The following is a 17,883-nucleotide window of genomic DNA, read 5'->3' as shown; positions in this document are numbered from 1 at the left end:
GATTAATTCTTCCAGCGTCAAACTGCACTTTGCTATAGACGGAACAAGCGATGGGTTAGTTTCCGGTCGAGCCTTCGTGTTCAGGTCGGCTCGCCGGCGAATCCTCAAGCGGGCAAGCGCGAAAGCTGCGCTTTCAGCTTGTCAGCCGTCGATTCGAATTCCGCAAGCCGCTTGCGTTCCTGTTCAACTACGGCAGCCGGTGCGCGGGCTACAAAACTTTCGTTTTCCAGCTTCACGCGCGCGCGGCCGATTTCCTGCGTCAAGCGATCGACCTCTTTTGTAAGGCGCTCGCGTTCTGCAGCAACATCGATTTCAACCTTCAGCACCAACTTGTTCGATCCTACAATAGCAACTGGCGCGCCACTTGCCTCGGCGTCGAGCGCGGTTTCGTCGGCGATGATCTTCACTTCCGACAAACGCGCCAGCGCCTGGACATAAGGCGCGAACGATTTCAGCTGCGCTTCGTCGCCCGTTGCCAGCAGCGGCACTTTCACTGCCGGCGACAAATTCATCTCGCCGCGCAGATTACGACATGCATCGATGACCCCCTTCAGTTCGGCCGCCCACTGTTCTGACGATTCGTCGATTTTCGACGGCTGCGCTTGCGGATACCGCTGAATCATGATCGACGTGCTTTCGCCGGCATTTGCAAGCTGCGGATACAGGTCCGTCAGCGGCGCCACCTTCTGCCACAAGGCTTCCGTGATGAACGGAATGATCGGGTGCGCCAGGCGCAGCACGGTTTCCAGCACGCGAAGCAGAGTGCGGCGCGTCGCGCGCTGCTGCTCGGGCAGGCCGTTCTGGATCTGCACTTTCGCCAGTTCCAGGTACCAGTCGCAGTACTCGTCCCAGACGAATTTGTAGATCGCGCTCGCCACGTTGTCGAACCGGTAATCCGCGAAACCCTTCGCCACGTCCGCTTCCACGCGCTGCAGCAGCGACACGATCCAGAAGTCCGCCTGCGAGAAATGCAGGTAGCCGCCCGGGCCGCAATCACCGGCTTCGCATTCTTCCGGTTTGCCGAAACCACAGTCGTGGCCTTCGGTATTCATGAGCACAAACCGTGTAGCGTTCCACAGCTTATTGCAAAAATTACGATATCCCTCGCACCTTGCCAGATCAAAATTCACGTTGCGACCGAGCGTGGCCATCGACGCCATCGTGAAGCGCAAAGCGTCCGTGCCGTAAGGCTGGATTCCGCCCGGGAATTCCTTGCGGGTTTTTTTCTCGATCTTCTCGGCCTGCTTCGGGTTCATCAGGCCGGTGATGCGCTTGGCGACCAGCGTTTCCAGATCGATGCCGTCGACGATATCGATGGGATCAAGCGTGTTGCCCTTGCTTTTCGACATCTTCTGGCCTTCCGCGTCGCGCACGAGGCCGTGGACGTAGACCGTGCCGAACGGAACCTGACCGGTGAAATGCGTGGTCATCATCACCATCCGGGCGACCCAGAAAAAGATGATGTCGAAACCGGTCACCAGCACCGATGAAGGCAGGAAATGCTTCAGCTCCGGCGTTTCCTCCGGCCAACCGAGCGACGAAAACGGCACCAGCGCGGACGAAAACCACGTGTCGAGCACGTCGTCGTCGCGTTTCAGCGCGCCGGTATAACCTTTGCCCGCCGCTTCCGCGCGTGCTTCGGCTTCCGTCTTTGCGACGAAAATCTCGCCGTTCTCGCCGTACCACGCCGGGATTTGATGGCCCCACCAGAGTTGGCGGGAAATGCACCAGTCCTGGATATTTTCAAGCCACTGGTAATAAGTGTTCGACCAGTTTTCCGGCACGAACTTGATCTCGCCGTTGCGCACGACGTCGAGCGCCGTCTCCGCAATCGACTTACCCGGATGAAACGTACCTTCCGGCGCCGGTTTGCTCATGGCGACGAACCACTGGTCCGTCAACATGGGCTCGATCACCACGCTCGTGCGGTCGCCGCGCGGCACCATTAGCGAATGCGGCTTGACGGATTCGAGCAGGCCGAGCGCTTCAAGGTCGGCGACGACCTGCTTGCGGGCATCGAAACGATCCAGTCCACGATATTTTTCCGGCGCGTTGTCATTGATTTTGGCGTCGAGCGTGAGGATCTCGATCATCGGCAGCTTGTGGCGCAGGCCGACCTGATAATCGTTGAAATCGTGCGCGGGCGTCACCTTCACCACGCCGGTTCCGAATTCGCGATCCACGTAGTCGTCTGCAATCACCGGAATCTCGCGGTCGGACAACGGCAGCATCACCGTCTTGCCAATCAGGTGCGCATACCGCTCGTCTTCCGGATGAACCATCACGGCGGTGTCGCCCAGCATGGTTTCCGGGCGCGTGGTCGCGACCGTCACATGGCCCGAGCCGTCCGGCAGCGGGTAGTTGATGTGCCACAAATTGCCGGCTTCTTCTTCGCTCACCACTTCAAGGTCGGACACGGCCGTGCCCAGCACAGGATCCCAGTTCACCAGCCGCTTTCCGCGATAAATCAGGCCCTGCTTGTAGAGCGTGACGAACACATCCTGAACGGCGGCCGACATCTTGTCGTCCATTGTGAAATATTCGCGCGACCAGTCGATAGACGCGCCAAGCCGCCGCACTTGCCCCGTAATGGTCGAGCCGGACTGCTGCTTCCAGTCCCATACACGTTTCAGGAATTCCTCGCGACCGAGGTCGTGGCGCGAGATGCCCTTCGCGTCCAGCTGACGTTCGACCACGATTTGCGTCGCGATGCCCGCGTGGTCCGTGCCCGGCAGCCACATGGTGTTTTCGCCGAGCATACGGTGATACCGCGTGAGGCTGTCCATGATGGTCTGGTTGAACGCGTGACCCATGTGCAGCGTGCCGGTGACATTCGGCGGCGGGAGCTGGATCGAGAAGTCTTTCTTCCCTTCGTCCAGAGTGGGCGCGGCGTAACCGCGCTTTTCCCATTCCGGTCCCCAATGGGATTCGATGTTCTGGGGCTCGAAACTCTTCGCAAGCGTGTTGTCACTCATGGGGTGGGATCTGCCGAAAATTGCGTAAAAAAGAAGCGGGGGTCGACCAGCGACATCGGTGAATTATAAGGTCTTACCGGCGCGGCAGCCGATTTTGGCGCTCCGGGGCGGACTGGCCGCCGTTCGTTCCAAAAACGTGTCCGGTCGCGCGGTCTTATAATGTTCGGCCCACCGGAAGACTCGCCCATGCCCGATCTGCTTGCCAATCTGAACCCCGAACAACTTGCCGCCGTCACGCTGCCAAACGAGCCGGCGCTCATCCTGGCGGGCGCGGGCAGCGGCAAGACGCGCGTCCTGATCACGCGGATTGCGTGGCTGATCCAGCAAGGTTATGCATCGCCGCAAACCATTCTCGCCGTCACGTTCACGAACAAGGCCGCAAAGGAAATGATGGCGCGGCTGACGGCCATGATGCCAATCGATACACGCGGCATGTGGATCGGCACCTTCCACGGCCTGTGCAACCGCATGCTGCGCGCGCATTTCCGCGATGCCGGCCTGCCGCAGGCGTTCCAGATCCTCGATACGGCGGACCAGCTCTCGGCCATCAAGCGGCTGATGAAAGGCCTGAATATCGACGATGAAAAATATCCGGCCAAGAATCTGCAGTACTTCATCAACAATGCGAAGGAACAAGGCCTGCGTCCGAAAGACGTGGACGCCACCGACGCCTTCAACATGAAGTTCGTCGAGTTGTACGCGGCGTATGAGCAGCAATGCCAGCGCGAAGGCGTGGTGGATTTCCCCGAGCTCTTGCTGCGTTGTTACGAGCTTCTCGCGCACAATCCGCCGCTGCGCGCGCATTATCAGGCGCGCTTTCGCAACATTCTCGTGGATGAGTTCCAGGACACGAACAAGTTGCAATACGCGTGGCTCAAGATCCTTGCGGGCGAGCACAACGCCATCTTCGCGGTGGGCGACGACGATCAGTCCATCTACGCGTTCCGTGGCGCGAACGTCGGCAACATGCATGATTTCGAGCGCGAATTCCACGTGCGAAACATGATCAAGCTGGAGCAGAACTATCGCTCGCACGGTCATATTCTCGATACCGCCAACTTCCTGATCGCGAAAAATTCGCGTCGGCTGGGCAAGAATCTGCGCACGGACGCGGGTCACGGCGAACCCGTGCGCGTGTACGAAGCCGCCACCGACACGCAGGAAGCAGGCTGGATCATCGAGGAGATCAAGGCGCTGATTCACGCGGGCGCGGCACGCGGCGAAATCGCGATCCTGTATAGAAGCAATGCGCAGTCGCGGACTATCGAACATACGCTCGTGAATGCGGGCATTGCGTATCGCGTGTATGGCGGTTTGCGGTTTTTCGAGCGCCAGGAAGTGAAGCACGCGCTCGCGTACTTGCGTCTGATCGACAACCCCAACGACGACACCGCGTTCGCCCGCGTCGTGAATTTCCCGACCCGGGGAATTGGCGCCAGGTCGATCGAACAACTCGCCGACGCCGCGCGTCTCTACAACTGTTCGATGGCCGCCGCCGTGCCCTACGTGGCCGGCAAAGCAGGTTCGAGCCTCGCGAATTTTGCGCAATTGATCGGCAAGATCCGCGCGGAAACGCAGCATATGAGCCTGCCGGAAACGGTCGAATACGTGGTTCGCGCGAGTGGTCTCGCGACGCATTACGAGAACGAGCGCGAAGGTCAGGACCGGCTCGAAAACTTGCAGGAAGTGGTGAACGCGGCAGCGGCATTCGTGCAGGAAGAGGGCTACGGGCTCGATACGCCCGCGCGCTCCATCCCGTTGCGCCCGGGTGCGACGAACGCGCCGGAGATAGGCGTCGCCACGGATGATCCGGCAGTCGATGTGCTCGATCCCGAAAGTCCCGCCGATCCCGCGCAAAACCCCGACACCATGACGCCGCTGGCGGGATTTTTATCGCATGCATCGCTGGAAGCCGGCGACAACCAGGCGCAAGCCGGACAGGACGCGGTGCAACTGATGACGGTGCACGCGGCGAAGGGTCTGGAATTCATGGCGGTGTTCATCACCGGCCTGGAAGAGGGCTTGTTTCCACACGAAAACAGCGCGCAGGAAAGCGACGGGCTCGAAGAAGAGCGGCGTCTTGCATATGTGGCGATCACGCGGGCAAAGGAGCGCTTGTATTTATCGTTTGCACAGAGCCGGATGTTGCATGGCCAGACGCGCTACAACATTCGCTCCCGTTTCTTCGATGAACTCCCGGAAGAGTCGCTCAAGTGGCTCACGCCGAAAGTCGAAGCGGGCGCGCGCTGGGGCGGTCGTGCGGACAACGCCGGCTGGGGCCGCGACTGGTTCGCGCGCCCGGGACAGGAACGTGGCGAGCGCGCCGCGTACACGGACCCCGATGCAGGCAAACCGTTGCCCGCGTTCGCCAACAACCAGCGCGCGGCCGATACCGGCTTCAAGATCGGCCAGCCGGTCTTCCACAACAAATTTGGCGAAGGCACGGTGATCGCGCTGGAAGGCGCGGGGACCGACGCGAAGGCGCAAGTTCGCTTTAAGCGTCATGGCGAGAAATGGCTCGCGTTGGCAGTGGCGAAGTTGCAGGCGGTTGAATGAAGATCGACCGGCTCGGCATCATGGCCGCGTTGCCGCAGGAACAGGGCGATCTTATCGATGCAATGCGTGTTGCCGGGAACGTGCGTACGGAGGTGATCGGGCGGCGCGAATATCACGTCGGGACGGCGCATGGCGTGGCGTGCGTGGTGACGCTGGCGCGCGTCGGCAAAGTGGCTGCGGCGGCTACGGCGAGCGCGCTGATTCATGTGTTCGGCGTCGAGGCAATCGTGTTCACGGGCGTGGCGGGCGGCGTTCGGGAAGACGTGCGCGTGGGCGATATCGTGATCGGTGATACCTTGATGCAGCATGATCTGGATGCGTCGCCGCTGTTTCCGCGTTTCGAAGTACCGTTGCTCGGCGTGGCGCGTTTTGCCGCGAATGCTGAATTGAGCGATGCGCTGGCGAAAGCCTGCACAGCATTTCTCGCCGATGAACACGCGGCGCTCGAAGCGCGTTTTGGCGTGCATCCGCCGCGTTTGCATCGCGGGCTGATTGTGAGCGGGGACCGGTTTGTATCGAGTCACGCGGAGGTGAACGCATTGCGCGCCGCCTTGCCCGAGGCGCTTGCGGTCGAGATGGAAGGCGCCGCGCTCGCGCAGATTTGCTACGAATACGACGTGCCGTGCGCCGTGGTTCGCACCGTGTCCGATACCGCCGACGCCGACGCGCCGGAATCATTCCTCGACTTCCTCCACGCGCTTGGCGGCGCGTATTCGTCCGGCATCCTGCGACGGTTCCTGGCCGAGCGCGCTTAAACCCTTTCCCTTCCAAAAGCCGAACGCGCTGTTTTCTGCAGCGTGTTCGGCTTTTTAGTTTCTGCACAACGGCTCAAACGTTCCGCACGGCCCCGCCCCAAAATTCTCGCTTGTAAGTGAGAATGATTCGCAATTACAATGCATCGGACGACAGGAGGTCCACCTTGACCCAAACGACGCCCGATAAATCGCCCGGTTTTATGCACGCTTCGTCGCCCGAATCCAGCCGGGCAACGCAGGTTGTATCCGTCAACGCGGCGCGTGTGATCGAGACAACTCGCCACGCCTGGCTCGGCGACGCTTCAAAAGCGGCATCGAAACCCGCGATGCAAAACGCCGTACAGGCTCGGCGGCCGCGCTTCTCGCGCCGCCCGATAGTCGCGAACCTGGCTTTAGTAATGAATTTCTGGAGTACGAGACCGCTGTGATCGCCATCCAATCTCAAACCGCAGCATCAGCGACATCCGCACCGCGAACGATCGAACCGTCCGATGTCCCCAATCAGCGGATGCACGACGCCGCCCGTTTTCCGCTCGTGCGATTGCGCCGCCGCTCGGTGCAGCCCGGTTACGCCTTCGCGTGGGGCGCTGAAATGAAACGTTTGCTTGCGCTGAAGGCGCCGTTCGTGATCGTCGCGGAGTATTGCCCCGACGAACCCGCCGACGATCTTCGCCTGCGCTCCGCCTGGCTGCGATCGAACCAGACCGCCCTCACGGCGTATTGCCGTGGCCTGATCGTGATCGAGCCGCGCATCGAGGCACGGGCGTCGACACGTGAAACGGTGCGCGGCATGTGCGAGGGCAGCGGCTTGCGTCTGGTCGTGGTGTCGAGCATGCGCGTGGCGAACGAACTTGCGCCCGTGTTGCTCAAGCATTCGGGTCCGGACTTGTCGAAAGCGCCTTCCATCGATAAACCGAATAAACCGCGTCTCCAGATGCCATGACGCTGGATCAAATCAGGGCCGTCCCTCTCTAGCACGGTATTACCGGCTGAACTATGCTCAGGAGCAATTCGCCGCGTCCGGAATCAACCGGCGCGGCGATTCCGCTACCCGACAGAGGTTCGAATGCCTACTTATCGTGAAGCTCACCGCCGTTCCATCGACGATCCGGAATCGTTCTGGGGCGAACAGGCCGGGCGCATCCACTGGGAAACGCCGTTCGACCAGGTGCTCGATCGCAGCAATCCGCCGTTTGCGCGCTGGTTTGTCGGCGGCAAGACCAATCTCTGCTACAACGCTGTCGACCGTCATCTGGCATCGCGCGCACAGCAAAATGCGCTCGTGTATGTATCGACGGAAACGGGCATCGAGCGGCGTTACACCTACGCCGAACTGCACGGCGAAGTGAACCGGATGGCCGCCGTGATGCGCTCGCTCGGCGTCAAGCAGGGCGAACGCGTGCTCATCTACTTGCCGATGATCCCCGAAGCCCTGTTTGCAATGCTCGCGTGCGCGCGGCTCGGCGCGGTGCATTCGGTCGTGTTCGGCGGCTTCGCGGCACCGAGTCTGGCGGCGCGGATCGACGACGCCACGCCCGTCTTGATCGTCTCCGCCGATGCGGGCGCGCGCGCGGGCAGGGTGATCGACTACACGCCGCTCGTCGATGAAGCGCTCGCCCGCGCCGAACACAAAGTGGCGAACGTGTTGCTGATCGACCGGCAACTCGCGCCGGAACGCCTGCAAGCGCCTTATCTGGTCGATTACGAACCGCTGCGCGAACAGTTCTTTGATGCCCAGGTCCCGTGCGTATGGCTCGAATCGAACGAACCGTCGTACGTGCTTTATACGTCCGGCACGACCGGCAAGCCGAAGGGCGTGCAGCGCGACGTGGGCGGGTACGCGGTGGCGCTGGCGGCTTCGATGGAACACATCTTCCAGGGCAAACCCGGCGACACCATGTGGACCGCGTCGGACGTGGGCTGGGTGGTCGGGCACAGCTACATCATCTATGCGCCGCTGATTGCCGGACTGACCACGGTCATGTACGAAGGCACGCCCATTCGCCCGGACGGCGGGATCTGGTGGCGCATTATCGAGCAGCACAAGATCAACCTGATGTTCACCGCACCGACCGCGCTGCGCGTGCTCAAGAAACAGGACCCGAAGCTGATGGAGCAAGCGGATTTATCGAGTTTGCGCACGCTGTTTCTGGCTGGTGAACCACTCGACGAACCCACCGCGCAATGGATCCAGGGCGCGCTGAAAAAGCCCGTGGTCGATAACTACTGGCAAACCGAAACCGGCTGGCCGATGATCGCGATTCCTCGCGGCATTGAAGCGTTGCCGCCGAAGCTGGGTTCTCCCGGCGTGCCGTCGATGGGCTTTGCCCTGACCGTGCGCAACGAGGCAACCGGCGAGATTTGCGAAGCGGGCGAGAAGGGCGTGATCGCGCTCGACTATCCGTTGCCGCCCGGTTGCATGCAAACCGTCTGGGGCGACGATTCGCGGTTCATCAAGACTTACTGGCAGAGCGTTCCCGGGCATCAGTTGTATTCGACCTTCGATTGGGGTGTGGCCGACGAAGACCGCTACGTTTCCATTCTCGGGCGCACCGATGACGTGATCAACGTCGCGGGGCACCGGCTGGGGACGCGCGAGATTGAAGAGGCGATCAGCAGTCATCGGGCGGTGGCGGAAGTGGCCGTTGTAGGCGTTGCCGATCCGGTCAAGGGTCAAGCCGCTCTGGCGTTCGTTGTTTTGCGCGACGCCCAGGCGCTGGATCAGCCAGGCGCACGCGAAGCGCTTGAAGCGGAACTTGCACGCAGTGTGGATTCACAGCTTGGTGCGATTGCGCGTCCCGCCCGCGTGCATTTTCTCGCGATGCTGCCGAAGACCCGCTCGGGCAAACTGCTTCGACGCGCGATTGCCGCGCTGGCCGAAGGCCGCGATCCAGGCGACCTGCCAATGATCGAAGACGCTGGAGCACTGCTGCAGGTGAAAGAAGCGCTGACACGATAAAACCGCGTTCCGGGTGCGCCGCCCGGAACGTGGTTTTATCAACGAACCAGTTTTTGCAGCACCGATTGCGTCTTGGGCAACCCGTGTACCGCCTCTTTAGCCAAGTTGATTTGCATGGTCGTAGCTGCGACTTCATGCACGGCCCGCTCGAGTTGATACGTTCCACGAGCGTTGAGCCAGTCCAGAATCTCTGCCAGATGCCAGACCACTGCGCTGCCTTCGTGAACCGGCGCAGGAAAGGTTGACGGATTCGCAAGCATCAGCTTGCGCATGTTCTGGCGCGTGACACCAATGGTATCGGCGACGTCGGTCAGGCCTACAAAATCCGGCGATGCCTCCACCAGCGTGGCCGATGGAACGGCCGTTTTCACGTCCTTCAACGCGCTCATCAACGCAGCTTCCGCGCTGTCTGCTTCGCGCGTGAATTCAAGCGCGATGCGGCCGGCCTGTCCAACACCAATCAGCGCGTCGTCGCATCCGGCAGCGCCAAGCCGCCCGATCAGCTCTTCGTGATCGCAGTCGTTATCCGACAGCCGGTATTTCAATGTGAACGTGTATTCCATGGCTTAAATTCAAGTAAGACCGCTGACTGATGGGAAACCTTTGCAGGCTGGATTGCGCAGTTGTCTACTACGCGTTTGATCGCTCGCGCGTGATTGACCGCATTCTTGGGCGTGCTCCAGATGCTGGTAATGCAAAACTCGCCGCAACGGCAAGTGGCTTCGTTATATGGGCAATACATCCGTCCCCATGCATGGCTTCCGCCTGGTTCAACGCGCCACCCGTGAGACTCTGCGTGCCGTAGTGCTTCTTCAACTTCCTTCTTTTGATGCTTTGAACGAGTCATCCTTAGCTCCATAGTAGAAGCGCCTCTCGAGGTTGTCAAGTGACAACCTTGAGAGGCGCTGGAACAACGAAACGAAAACTCGTTTTAGAGTCGTGCTTTCGCCGGTCGTGTGCCTGTCCTGCTCACATGATCGGAAGCATCACGCGTGTGCCGATACCTTTTTCTCCCGGGTATTTGGCAGCAAGATGGTCAGGACTCCAATCAGCGGCAGGAACGAACAAACCTTATAGACATAGTCGATGCTCGTCGCGTCAGCCAGATGGCCAAGGACAGCGGCGCCAATGCCGCCCATGCCGAACGCGAAGCCGAAGAACAGGCCCGCGACCATGCCGACCTTGCCGGGCACCAGTTCCGTTGCATAAACCAGGATGGCCGAGAACGCCGACGCCAGAACCAGCCCGATCACAACGGACAGCACGCCGGTCCAGAACAGGTTGGCGAATGGCAACATCAGCGTGAAGGGCGTCACGCCCAGGATCGACACCCAGATCACGACCTTGCGGCCGATCTTGTCGCCAACGGGACCGCCCACGATCGTGCCGACCGCCACTGCCGCAAGGAACCAGAAGAGGTGAACCTGCGCCGTTTCAACGGGCAAATGAAACTTGCTGATCAGATAAAACGTGAAGTAGCTCGTAATGCTCGCGAGATAAAAATACTTCGAGAACGTGAGCACCATCAGGACGGTCATCGCGATCATCACCTTGTTGCGTGGCAATGAGGACACCACGGCGGCGTTGCGCGCTTTCTTCACGGCAGGATGACGCTGATACCACCGTCCGATATTGAACAGCACAAAAATCGCGAGCAGCGCGGCCGCTGAAAACCAGGCAATGCTGCGTTGTCCATGAGGCATGATCACCAGCGCCGCCAGCAAAGGTCCGAGCGAACTGCCCGCATTGCCGCCGACCTGAAACACGGACTGTGCAAGACCATGCCGGCCGCCGGACGCCATGCGTGCCACGCGCGACGATTCCGGATGGAATATCGACGATCCGCATCCCACGAGCGCCGCTGCTATCAGCAAGACCGGGAAACTTCCTGCCATCGACATGAGTAACAAGCCGCACAACGTGAATCCCATGCCAATGGGCAACGAATACGGTTTTGGATGTTTGTCGGTGTAAAGGCCAACGAGCGGCTGCAATAACGACGCCGTGATTTGATACGTCAGCGTGATCAGGCCGATCTGCCCGAACGAGAGGGAAAACTCGCTTTTGAACATCGGGTAAATGGCAAGGATCAGCGACTGGATCATGTCGTTGAGCAGATGCGCAAAACTGATCGCGCCCAAAACTGAAAACACGGTGCGCGGAGCGGTTGCAATCGAAGCGCTCGCCGAACTTAAAGACGGTGCGGCGCCAAGCGCGTTTTTATCGATACTCGTCTGCATGGGAAAAGGGCTGAAGAAGTCTCGCGTTGCATTCGTTATCCGCCTGAACCGGCAGCAGGTAACCCGTTTTGGTAATTTTAAGGTGTCCTCTAACCATTGTCCGGCCAAGTTTTGTCGCAAACCGGACATTGAAAGTGCGCCTTCTCCGGGTTTTCCATGCGTTTTGGTCATCAAACCCTGCTTTGCAACAACCGCTGAAAACTTTCCTAAAGAACTGCCGGATCCCGCCGTAGACCATTGATGTACTTGCGCTCGCCGCTCAAAAGGCGGCCCTCGCGCGATGCCAATCAAACTTGGGATTCAATCGATGAAATTGTTCTCGCTGCGTGGCAACCCCGGCGCCGGCTTTATCCCCGAGGCCGATGCGGCCGGCAAAAACTCGAAGCATCAGGTCAACGGGACCAGCCGCCGTTCGCTGTCCGTGAAAGCATCGCTGCGGCTCGCGTTTGCGTTGCTGTTGATCGGGACGCTGGTTATCGGCGTGATCGCATTGACGCAAATCAGCCGTCTCAACGGCTCGACGGATTCGATTTATCGCGAGGGATACGTGGCGAGCCGTGCCGCCGAGGAACTCCGCGCCGCAATGTTGCGCGCAAGCCGCTCGCAAAAAATGCTGCTGACCGCGACGACGGCAAAGGAGCGCGACGAACTCGGCACGGACATTGAACACGCGTTGGCGGACATTGGCCGCGATCAAACCCAGCTGCAAAGTTTCGCCGATCCAACCGGCGAGCAGAAGCAACTGGCCAAGGCCGTGGGCGCGTGGAGCAACGACCTGCGCGCGTTCGTCAAGCTCATGAAAGAGCAGCCGCTCGATTTGTCTCAGATGAACTGGCAAGTCGGCATGCAGGATGTGTCGTTGCTGGTGGCGACCGGCAAGCTGGAGAAGCTCGTGAATGTGCTGATCGAGCAGCGCGGCGCGGCGGCGAAAGCGACCATCGATACCGCTTCGTCCATCTATCACGCGTCGTTCGTGATGGTCGCGGTGTTGACGCTGGCGATGATCGTACTGGCATTTTTCGTCGCCGAATGGGTTGTGCGGCGGCTTGCCCGGCAACTCGGCGGCGAACCCGTCTACGCAACGCAGATCGCCAGCCGCATCGCCGCGGGCGACCTGTCGAACCGAATCACCATTGCCAAACGCGATAACACCAGCATGCTCTACGCGCTTTCGGGCATGCAATCGGGTTTATCGACGACGGTCGGCGAGATCGCGGCGAGCGCGGAAGCGATTGCATCGGCGTCGGGCGAAATCTCGCAAGGCAATGTGGACTTGTCGCAGCGTACGGAACAGCAGGCGGTTGCGCTTGAGAAGACCGCGTCGAGCATGGAGCAGCTGACATCGACCGTGCGTCAGAACGCCGAGAACGCGAAGCAGGCGAGTTCGCTCGCGCACAACGCGTCGGAGATCGCGGAGAAGGGCGGCGAAGTCGTCGGCCGCGTGGTCGCGACCATGGAGCAGATCAACGCCAGCGCGAAGAGCATTGGCGACATCATTGGTGTGATCGAGGGGATTGCGTTCCAGACCAACATTCTGGCGCTCAACGCGGCCGTGGAAGCGGCGCGGGCCGGCGAAGAAGGGCGTGGTTTTGCGGTCGTTGCAGGCGAGGTGCGAAGTCTTGCGCAACGTTCATCGGCGGCGGCGAAAGAGATCAAGGGCTTGATCCATACATCGGTTTCGCGTGTTTCCGATGGTTCCACGTTCGCGCACGAAGCCGGCGCGACCATGGACGAAGTCGTGCGTGCAGTGAAGCGCGTGACGGACATCATGGGTGAGATATCGGCGGCATCGGCGGAACAAAGCAGCGGCATTGAAGAGATCAATCATGCCGTCACGCAGATGGACGCCGGCACGCAGCAAAACGCGGCGCTCGTGGAACAAGCGGCGGCCGCTGCGCAATCGCTCGATGACCAGGCGCACGCCTTGAAACAACTGGTCGGAAAGTTTCAGTTGAAGTGATGTAACGCTGTGTTCGGAAAACGAAGGCTTGCGGCAAAGCAGACCTTCGTTCTAGAATTCGCGACGGGCGCGGCAGGGCGCCCGGTCTCGCGAAAGTGAAAGCACCTGCCACGCGTTATCTCTTCATCCGGATAAACCGCAACGTTGAACCTTTAGCCGCAGCGAGAACGGCGCATTAAGGAGAAACGTCATGTGGTCAACATCCGTACCTCGCACTACCCATTCTGTTTCAACCAACACCGAGTTCCTTCGACGCCACGCGCGCCGGCTGCTTCGTCTCGCGCGCGCAGAAAGCACGAGCGCGGCGATGCCCGTGCTTCGGCGTTTGCTCGCGGCCGGCGTGATGCGCGGCGACGCCACGCTCGCGCAATTGCACGAAACCCGCGCGGAAATCCAGCTCAAGCACGTGCTAAATATGCTCGCCGTCGAGCTTGGACATTTCGGCTGGGACGCATGTAAGGCCGTGATCGATACGCAAGCGCCGTCTGTCATCGACCGATACCGCTTCGATGCCGGCGCTTTCGGCGATTACGAAAAAATCTGGTTTGCGAGCGCTGGAGAAGGACGCGAATGGCAGCGCGAGAATGGAGGTTATATCGTGGAGTACGGCGATCAGGCGGTGGCTATTCTCTGGCGCGAATAACTCCATGGAATATCTAGACTGCGAGCTTCAAGTACTACATTGCACTTGAGCGCGCCGACTAGATCAGTTCCATTTCCTTCCAGTCGGCGTTACTAAAAAAACGGCTCAATTCCCGCATCAGATCGTTGAGCGCGGACATTTCCATCGAGGTGATCTTGCGCACGTGTTGCGCCTGGGTCCAGTCGCCATAAAGCATCGCCACCGTCGTTCCATTCGCTTTCACCGGCAAGAGAACGAACGCGTGAGCGTCGCCGAAACACGACTTGAACCAGCGTGGCAGACGTGCATCGATACGCGGATCACGCGCATTTTCGATAAAAATCCCTACCGGATTCGAGATAGCCAGATGGAACACGTCCGGCTGGAACGCGGCCGGAAATGTCAGCGATGGCAGCAGCGATTCCACGCCCGGACCGAGTCCGAGCCGCGCCTGGAATTCCTCGTTGGCCTGACGCACGAACACGACAGTGCGCGAGAACGAAAGCCCGGCGAGCACGGCTTCGGACGCGAGCGCGAGCACGGGCGCCAACGCGTTTTTCGATGGCAGCGAGCGCAAGTCGTCAAGGCTCGCTGCGATCCGCGCTTCCGCCGATAACCCCGCGCGCGCGATGGCATCGGCGTCCGCGCGCAACTCCACGATCTCGCGCATCACGCCATCATTCGAGTCTTCGTTTGCGAGCGCCAGGCTCATTTCGGCGAGCGTTGCCGCGTCGGTCGAAAGTGCGCGGCTATAGCGGTTGGCAATATCGATCAGCGAACTCTCGCGATGAGCTTCATCGACATGAAGTGCCGTGAGCGCATCGGCGACTTCGGTGGAATAGTTGGTGACCGCTTGGAGCCAGCGCACATGGCGCGGCGTTTTTTCATCGATGGGCGCGAGCGGATCGCGTGTCAGCATGCCTGTGCGGATGGTCTCCGGCAAACGCCAGCGGTCCGCCGCCTCGATGCCGATCTCCTCGAACGTGACGCCCAGAAGCGCACCGCACGCAATGCTGTCGCTGATGTCTTCGGCGGCGGCCTTGCGGCGCAACTGATCCCATTCGGTCTCGAGATAAAACGCCACGAGCAGCTTGCCGATCTGCCGCATCAACGTACAGACCACCGCTTCTTCCGATGCCCGGAATTCGCTGCGCTCGGTCACTTGCCGCGCGACCGCGCCGGAAAGCAGCGTGCGATTCAGTTCGAGCTTGGCGTCGATACGGCGCGGCGCGCTGTGATGAAAATGATCGACGAGCTTGAGCCCGACCACGAGATGGCCGACCGCGTCCATGCCGAGCACCATCAGCGCGCGCGTGACGGTCGTGATGTTGCCGCCGAACGAGATGTACATCGCGGAATTGGCGAGCCGCAGCACCTTCTGCGTGAGGCCGAAGTCAGACAGAACGACCTGGACGAGGGCAGTGAAGTCCAGGTCGTCGTCGCTCATGGCGGATACCGTGGTTCGCAATGCTTGCGAAAGCATGGGGAAATCCCCGCGCTCGCTCATGCGCGCCCACAGTTTGTCCAGTAATTCGGCTTTGGTATTGCTTGCCATGCGATTGGTGTGTTGCCTTGCAGGTTCCAGTCCGGTTGGCTGAGCAGCTTGGGTTCGGCGCGTTGCGGCGTTCAGGCCGGCAACGCGCATTCGACTCAGCCGAGGTGTAATGCGCGGATAAAAACGTGCTTAAGTCCCATGTGCAAGTCTTGAATCCGTGTGTCTACGCTTTATAACGGCGTAACAGCACACAAGCTTTAAGGCAGACGCGAGACATGTCACAAATCGTGAAGGTATCTTATAAAGACGCCTGGAGAAAGAGCGTTTTATCCTCAAAGCAACGCTTCAGTTCCGTCGCGGGAAGCGCCTTGCTGATCAGCCAGCCCTGTATTTGATCACAGCCCATCTCGATTAGCAGATTCCGCTGGTCTTGCGTCTCCACGCCTTCCGCGACCAGTTCCAGCCCGAGAGATTTGGCCAGGCCCACCACGGCAGTGACGATCGCCCGGTTATTGCGCGATGTCAGCAAGTTTTCGATAAAGCTCCGGTCTATCTTCAACTTCGAAAGCGGGAAGCGCTGCAGATAGGAAAGGCTCGAATAACCGGTGCCGAAATCATCGACGGCAAAGTGGATGCCGAGCGCCGCCAGCGTTTCCAGCAGCAGCGTGGCTTCTTCGGGATCGTGCATCAGCAGGCTTTCGGTGATTTCGAAGACCAGCCGGCGCGGATTCAGACCCGTCAGTTCGAGCGCGTCCTTTACGTTTTGCGTAAAGCGCTTGTCGCGGAATTGCTGCGGCGAGACGTTCACCGACACGTAATCCAGCGCGATTCCGTCCTTGTCCCATTGCACCAGTTGCATGCACGCGGCTTTCAGCACCCAGTTGCCAAGATAGTTGATCAGGCCAATCGATTCCGCCAGCGAGATAAAAGCCGCCGGAGGAACCAGGCCGTGCACCGGATGCTGCCAGCGGATCAGCGCTTCGACACCGACCACGCCGCCGTGGCGGCTTTCTGTGATCGGCTGGAAATGCAGCGCAAATTCGCCGTTGCGCACGCCCTCGTAAAGATCGGCTTCCAGGTTCAGCCGCTCGGCGTCGCGCGGATCGTTATCGGGCGCATGGAACACGACGATATTGCCGCCCGAACCCTTGGCCTGCGCGAGCGCGTGATCGGCCATGCGCAACAGGCTGCTGCCGGTATGTTCCACAGCGTCGGGGAAGATAGCCGCGCCGATACTCGCCGACAAATGCGTATGTTGCCCACGATATTTATACGGCTGCGCCACCGCGCTCAAGCAGCGGCGCCCGAGGTCTTCGGCGGCCGCAATCGCTTCGTCGGCCGTGCCCGCCGTCATCAATACGGCGAATTCATCGCTCGATACACGTGCCACGCGTTCGCCCGCGCGAGCCGCATGCTGCAGCCGGCGCGCGGTTTCGCGCAGCATGTCGTCGCCGGCGTCGTAACCGAGCGCGCGGTTGATGCGCTGGAAATCGTCGATATCCACGCGCAGCAGGGCCGCGTGCGTTCGCGTGTGAACGGCTTCGGCCTGGGCGGCATCGAGTGCTGCTTGCAAGGCCGTCAGGTTTTCCAGGCCCGTGAGCGGATCGTGATTGAGCGCGTGGCGCAACGCCGCTTCGGTTTCGCGCCAGTGCGAGACTTCGAACGCGGCGACGGCAAAGCCGGCTTCGGGCGTCGAAAGCATTCGCAGCTCCACGAGGATCGGCGTGGTCAGCGACTTCAGCAGATGCAGCGTCGTCGCTTCCTGCTGGCCGCTTTGGCGGGCGCGGGCGACGAGGGCATCGAGTTCATCCATCTCTTCCGATGGCACCAGTTCATGCAGCGTTAGCGAGCTCAGATAGTCGCGGTGATAGCCGAGGAACTCGACGCTTCGTTCCGACACGTACTTGATCTGCAGCGACGCATCCACGTGCGCGATGAAGTCGACGGCAGCGAGCGTGGCTTCGTTTGCCGCGCTTGACGAAGGCTTGCTGGGCGCATCGATCGCGGCGGCTGCGTGAATTGGTTCGCCACGCGCGGACGAAATCTGGACGAGCCGTGCCGCATGGGACGAAACCGGTGCATACGATTTCACGCCGGCGGCTGGTGCGTCGATGGTAGCGAGCTTGGCGTTGCAACTGGCCTGCGCATTGGCGACCAGCGTCGCGGCAGCCCGGCGCACGGTAGCGCGAGTCTGGGCTGCGAAGGCGAGCCATGCATTGAAGCGCTGAGCGCGGGTCCGTTTTACTTGCATGTTGTGTGGGTTTGGCCTGTCTGAACGCGTGCTGGGCCTTGAAGGAACACGGCGCGCGCGGTCCGGAGCG

Annotated in this window: 13 protein-coding genes; 7 read left to right on the top strand and 6 right to left on the bottom strand. The window is 60.5% G+C overall.

Going from position 1 to position 17,883, the window contains the following annotated elements; translation table 11 throughout:
- Positions 1-104: 104 nt before the first annotated feature.
- Positions 105-2,975 carry a valine--tRNA ligase gene (locus tag ASG35_RS05990; protein WP_056354108.1) on the bottom strand — a complete coding sequence of 957 codons (2,871 nt, stop codon included), beginning with the start codon at positions 2,973-2,975 and terminating at the stop codon, positions 105-107.
- Between the two features lie 186 nt (positions 2,976-3,161).
- Between ASG35_RS05990 and ASG35_RS05985 the strand changes: the two genes are divergently transcribed.
- From ASG35_RS05985 to ASG35_RS05965, 5 genes are all read left to right on the top strand, one after another.
- Positions 3,162-5,531 carry a UvrD-helicase domain-containing protein gene (locus ASG35_RS05985; protein WP_056354555.1) on the top strand — a complete coding sequence of 790 codons (2,370 nt, stop codon included), beginning with the start codon at positions 3,162-3,164 and terminating at the stop codon, positions 5,529-5,531.
- Positions 5,528-6,286 carry a 5'-methylthioadenosine/adenosylhomocysteine nucleosidase gene (locus tag ASG35_RS05980; protein WP_056354105.1) on the top strand — a complete coding sequence of 253 codons (759 nt, stop codon included), beginning with the start codon at positions 5,528-5,530 and terminating at the stop codon, positions 6,284-6,286. The genes ASG35_RS05985 and ASG35_RS05980 overlap by 4 nt, the downstream gene beginning before the upstream one ends.
- Positions 6,287-6,450: 164 nt before the next feature.
- Positions 6,451-6,714, top strand: coding sequence for a hypothetical protein (locus ASG35_RS31200; protein WP_156393019.1), 264 nt, complete (start codon positions 6,451-6,453; stop codon positions 6,712-6,714).
- The gene (locus ASG35_RS05970) at positions 6,711-7,229 is read left to right on the top strand and encodes a hypothetical protein (RefSeq protein ID WP_235527465.1); all 519 of its coding nucleotides are present in this window, start codon (positions 6,711-6,713) and stop codon (positions 7,227-7,229) included. Before ASG35_RS31200 ends, ASG35_RS05970 begins: the two co-directional genes overlap by 4 nt.
- 66 nt (positions 7,230-7,295) lie before the next feature.
- Positions 7,296-9,245: a propionate--CoA ligase gene (locus ASG35_RS05965; RefSeq protein WP_268761112.1), complete on the top strand. Its 1,950-nt coding sequence runs from the start codon at positions 7,296-7,298 to the stop codon at positions 9,243-9,245.
- A gap of 38 nt (positions 9,246-9,283) precedes the next feature.
- Here ASG35_RS05965 and ASG35_RS05960 read toward each other — a convergent pair whose 3' ends face one another.
- The 3 genes from ASG35_RS05960 to ASG35_RS05955 form a co-directional block, all read right to left on the bottom strand.
- Positions 9,284-9,808, bottom strand: a complete 525-nt coding sequence (locus ASG35_RS05960; RefSeq protein WP_056354097.1) for a helix-turn-helix transcriptional regulator — start codon at positions 9,806-9,808, stop codon at positions 9,284-9,286.
- Positions 9,787-10,092, bottom strand: coding sequence for a hypothetical protein (locus ASG35_RS32065; protein ID WP_082508262.1), 306 nt, complete (start codon positions 10,090-10,092; stop codon positions 9,787-9,789). The genes ASG35_RS05960 and ASG35_RS32065 overlap by 22 nt, the downstream gene beginning before the upstream one ends.
- A 139-nt stretch (positions 10,093-10,231) precedes the next feature.
- Positions 10,232-11,485, bottom strand: coding sequence for an MFS transporter (locus tag ASG35_RS05955; protein ID WP_056354094.1), 1,254 nt, complete (start codon positions 11,483-11,485; stop codon positions 10,232-10,234).
- A 307-nt stretch (positions 11,486-11,792) separates the two neighbouring features.
- On the opposite strand from ASG35_RS05955, the gene ASG35_RS05950 reads away from it, so the two are divergent.
- Together ASG35_RS05950 and ASG35_RS05945 are read left to right on the top strand one after the other, a co-directional pair.
- Complete coding sequence (locus ASG35_RS05950) at positions 11,793-13,445, top strand: methyl-accepting chemotaxis protein (protein WP_056354091.1); 1,653 nt, start codon at positions 11,793-11,795, stop codon at positions 13,443-13,445.
- Positions 13,446-13,635: 190 nt separating this feature from the next.
- Positions 13,636-14,088 (top strand): hypothetical protein, encoded by a 453-nt coding sequence (locus tag ASG35_RS05945; RefSeq protein ID WP_056354088.1) that lies wholly within the window; start codon positions 13,636-13,638, stop codon positions 14,086-14,088.
- A 58-nt stretch (positions 14,089-14,146) separates the two neighbouring features.
- Here ASG35_RS05945 and ASG35_RS05940 read toward each other — a convergent pair whose 3' ends face one another.
- Both ASG35_RS05940 and ASG35_RS05935 read right to left on the bottom strand, forming a co-directional pair.
- Positions 14,147-15,622, bottom strand: a complete 1,476-nt coding sequence (locus tag ASG35_RS05940; RefSeq protein WP_056354549.1) for an HDOD domain-containing protein — start codon at positions 15,620-15,622, stop codon at positions 14,147-14,149.
- Between the two features lie 238 nt (positions 15,623-15,860).
- Entirely contained in the window at positions 15,861-17,813 is a 1,953-nt protein-coding gene (locus ASG35_RS05935) for a putative bifunctional diguanylate cyclase/phosphodiesterase (RefSeq protein ID WP_082508247.1), read from the bottom strand.
- Positions 17,814-17,883 lie beyond the last annotated feature (70 nt).

Source organism: Burkholderia sp. Leaf177 (genome assembly GCF_001424345.1).
Taxonomy (GTDB): domain Bacteria; phylum Pseudomonadota; class Gammaproteobacteria; order Burkholderiales; family Burkholderiaceae; genus Caballeronia.
The sequence above is the reverse complement of the archived record's forward strand: the minus strand, read 5'-3'. Positions and strand labels throughout refer to the sequence as shown.

Coding starts and splice junctions, on each gene's coding strand:
- ASG35_RS05955 (WP_056354094.1), bottom strand. CDS start 11,485: ATGCAGACGAGTATCGATAAAAACGCGCTTGGCGCCGCACCGTCTTTA.
- ASG35_RS05950 (WP_056354091.1), top strand. CDS start 11,793: ATGAAATTGTTCTCGCTGCGTGGCAACCCCGGCGCCGGCTTTATCCCC.
- ASG35_RS32065 (WP_082508262.1), bottom strand. CDS start 10,092: ATGACTCGTTCAAAGCATCAAAAGAAGGAAGTTGAAGAAGCACTACGG.
- ASG35_RS05960 (WP_056354097.1), bottom strand. CDS start 9,808: ATGGAATACACGTTCACATTGAAATACCGGCTGTCGGATAACGACTGC.
- ASG35_RS05985 (WP_056354555.1), top strand. CDS start 3,162: ATGCCCGATCTGCTTGCCAATCTGAACCCCGAACAACTTGCCGCCGTC.
- ASG35_RS05935 (WP_082508247.1), bottom strand. CDS start 17,813: ATGCAAGTAAAACGGACCCGCGCTCAGCGCTTCAATGCATGGCTCGCC.
- ASG35_RS05945 (WP_056354088.1), top strand. CDS start 13,636: ATGTGGTCAACATCCGTACCTCGCACTACCCATTCTGTTTCAACCAAC.
- ASG35_RS05990 (WP_056354108.1), bottom strand. CDS start 2,975: ATGAGTGACAACACGCTTGCGAAGAGTTTCGAGCCCCAGAACATCGAA.
- ASG35_RS05940 (WP_056354549.1), bottom strand. CDS start 15,622: ATGGCAAGCAATACCAAAGCCGAATTACTGGACAAACTGTGGGCGCGC.
- ASG35_RS05980 (WP_056354105.1), top strand. CDS start 5,528: ATGAAGATCGACCGGCTCGGCATCATGGCCGCGTTGCCGCAGGAACAG.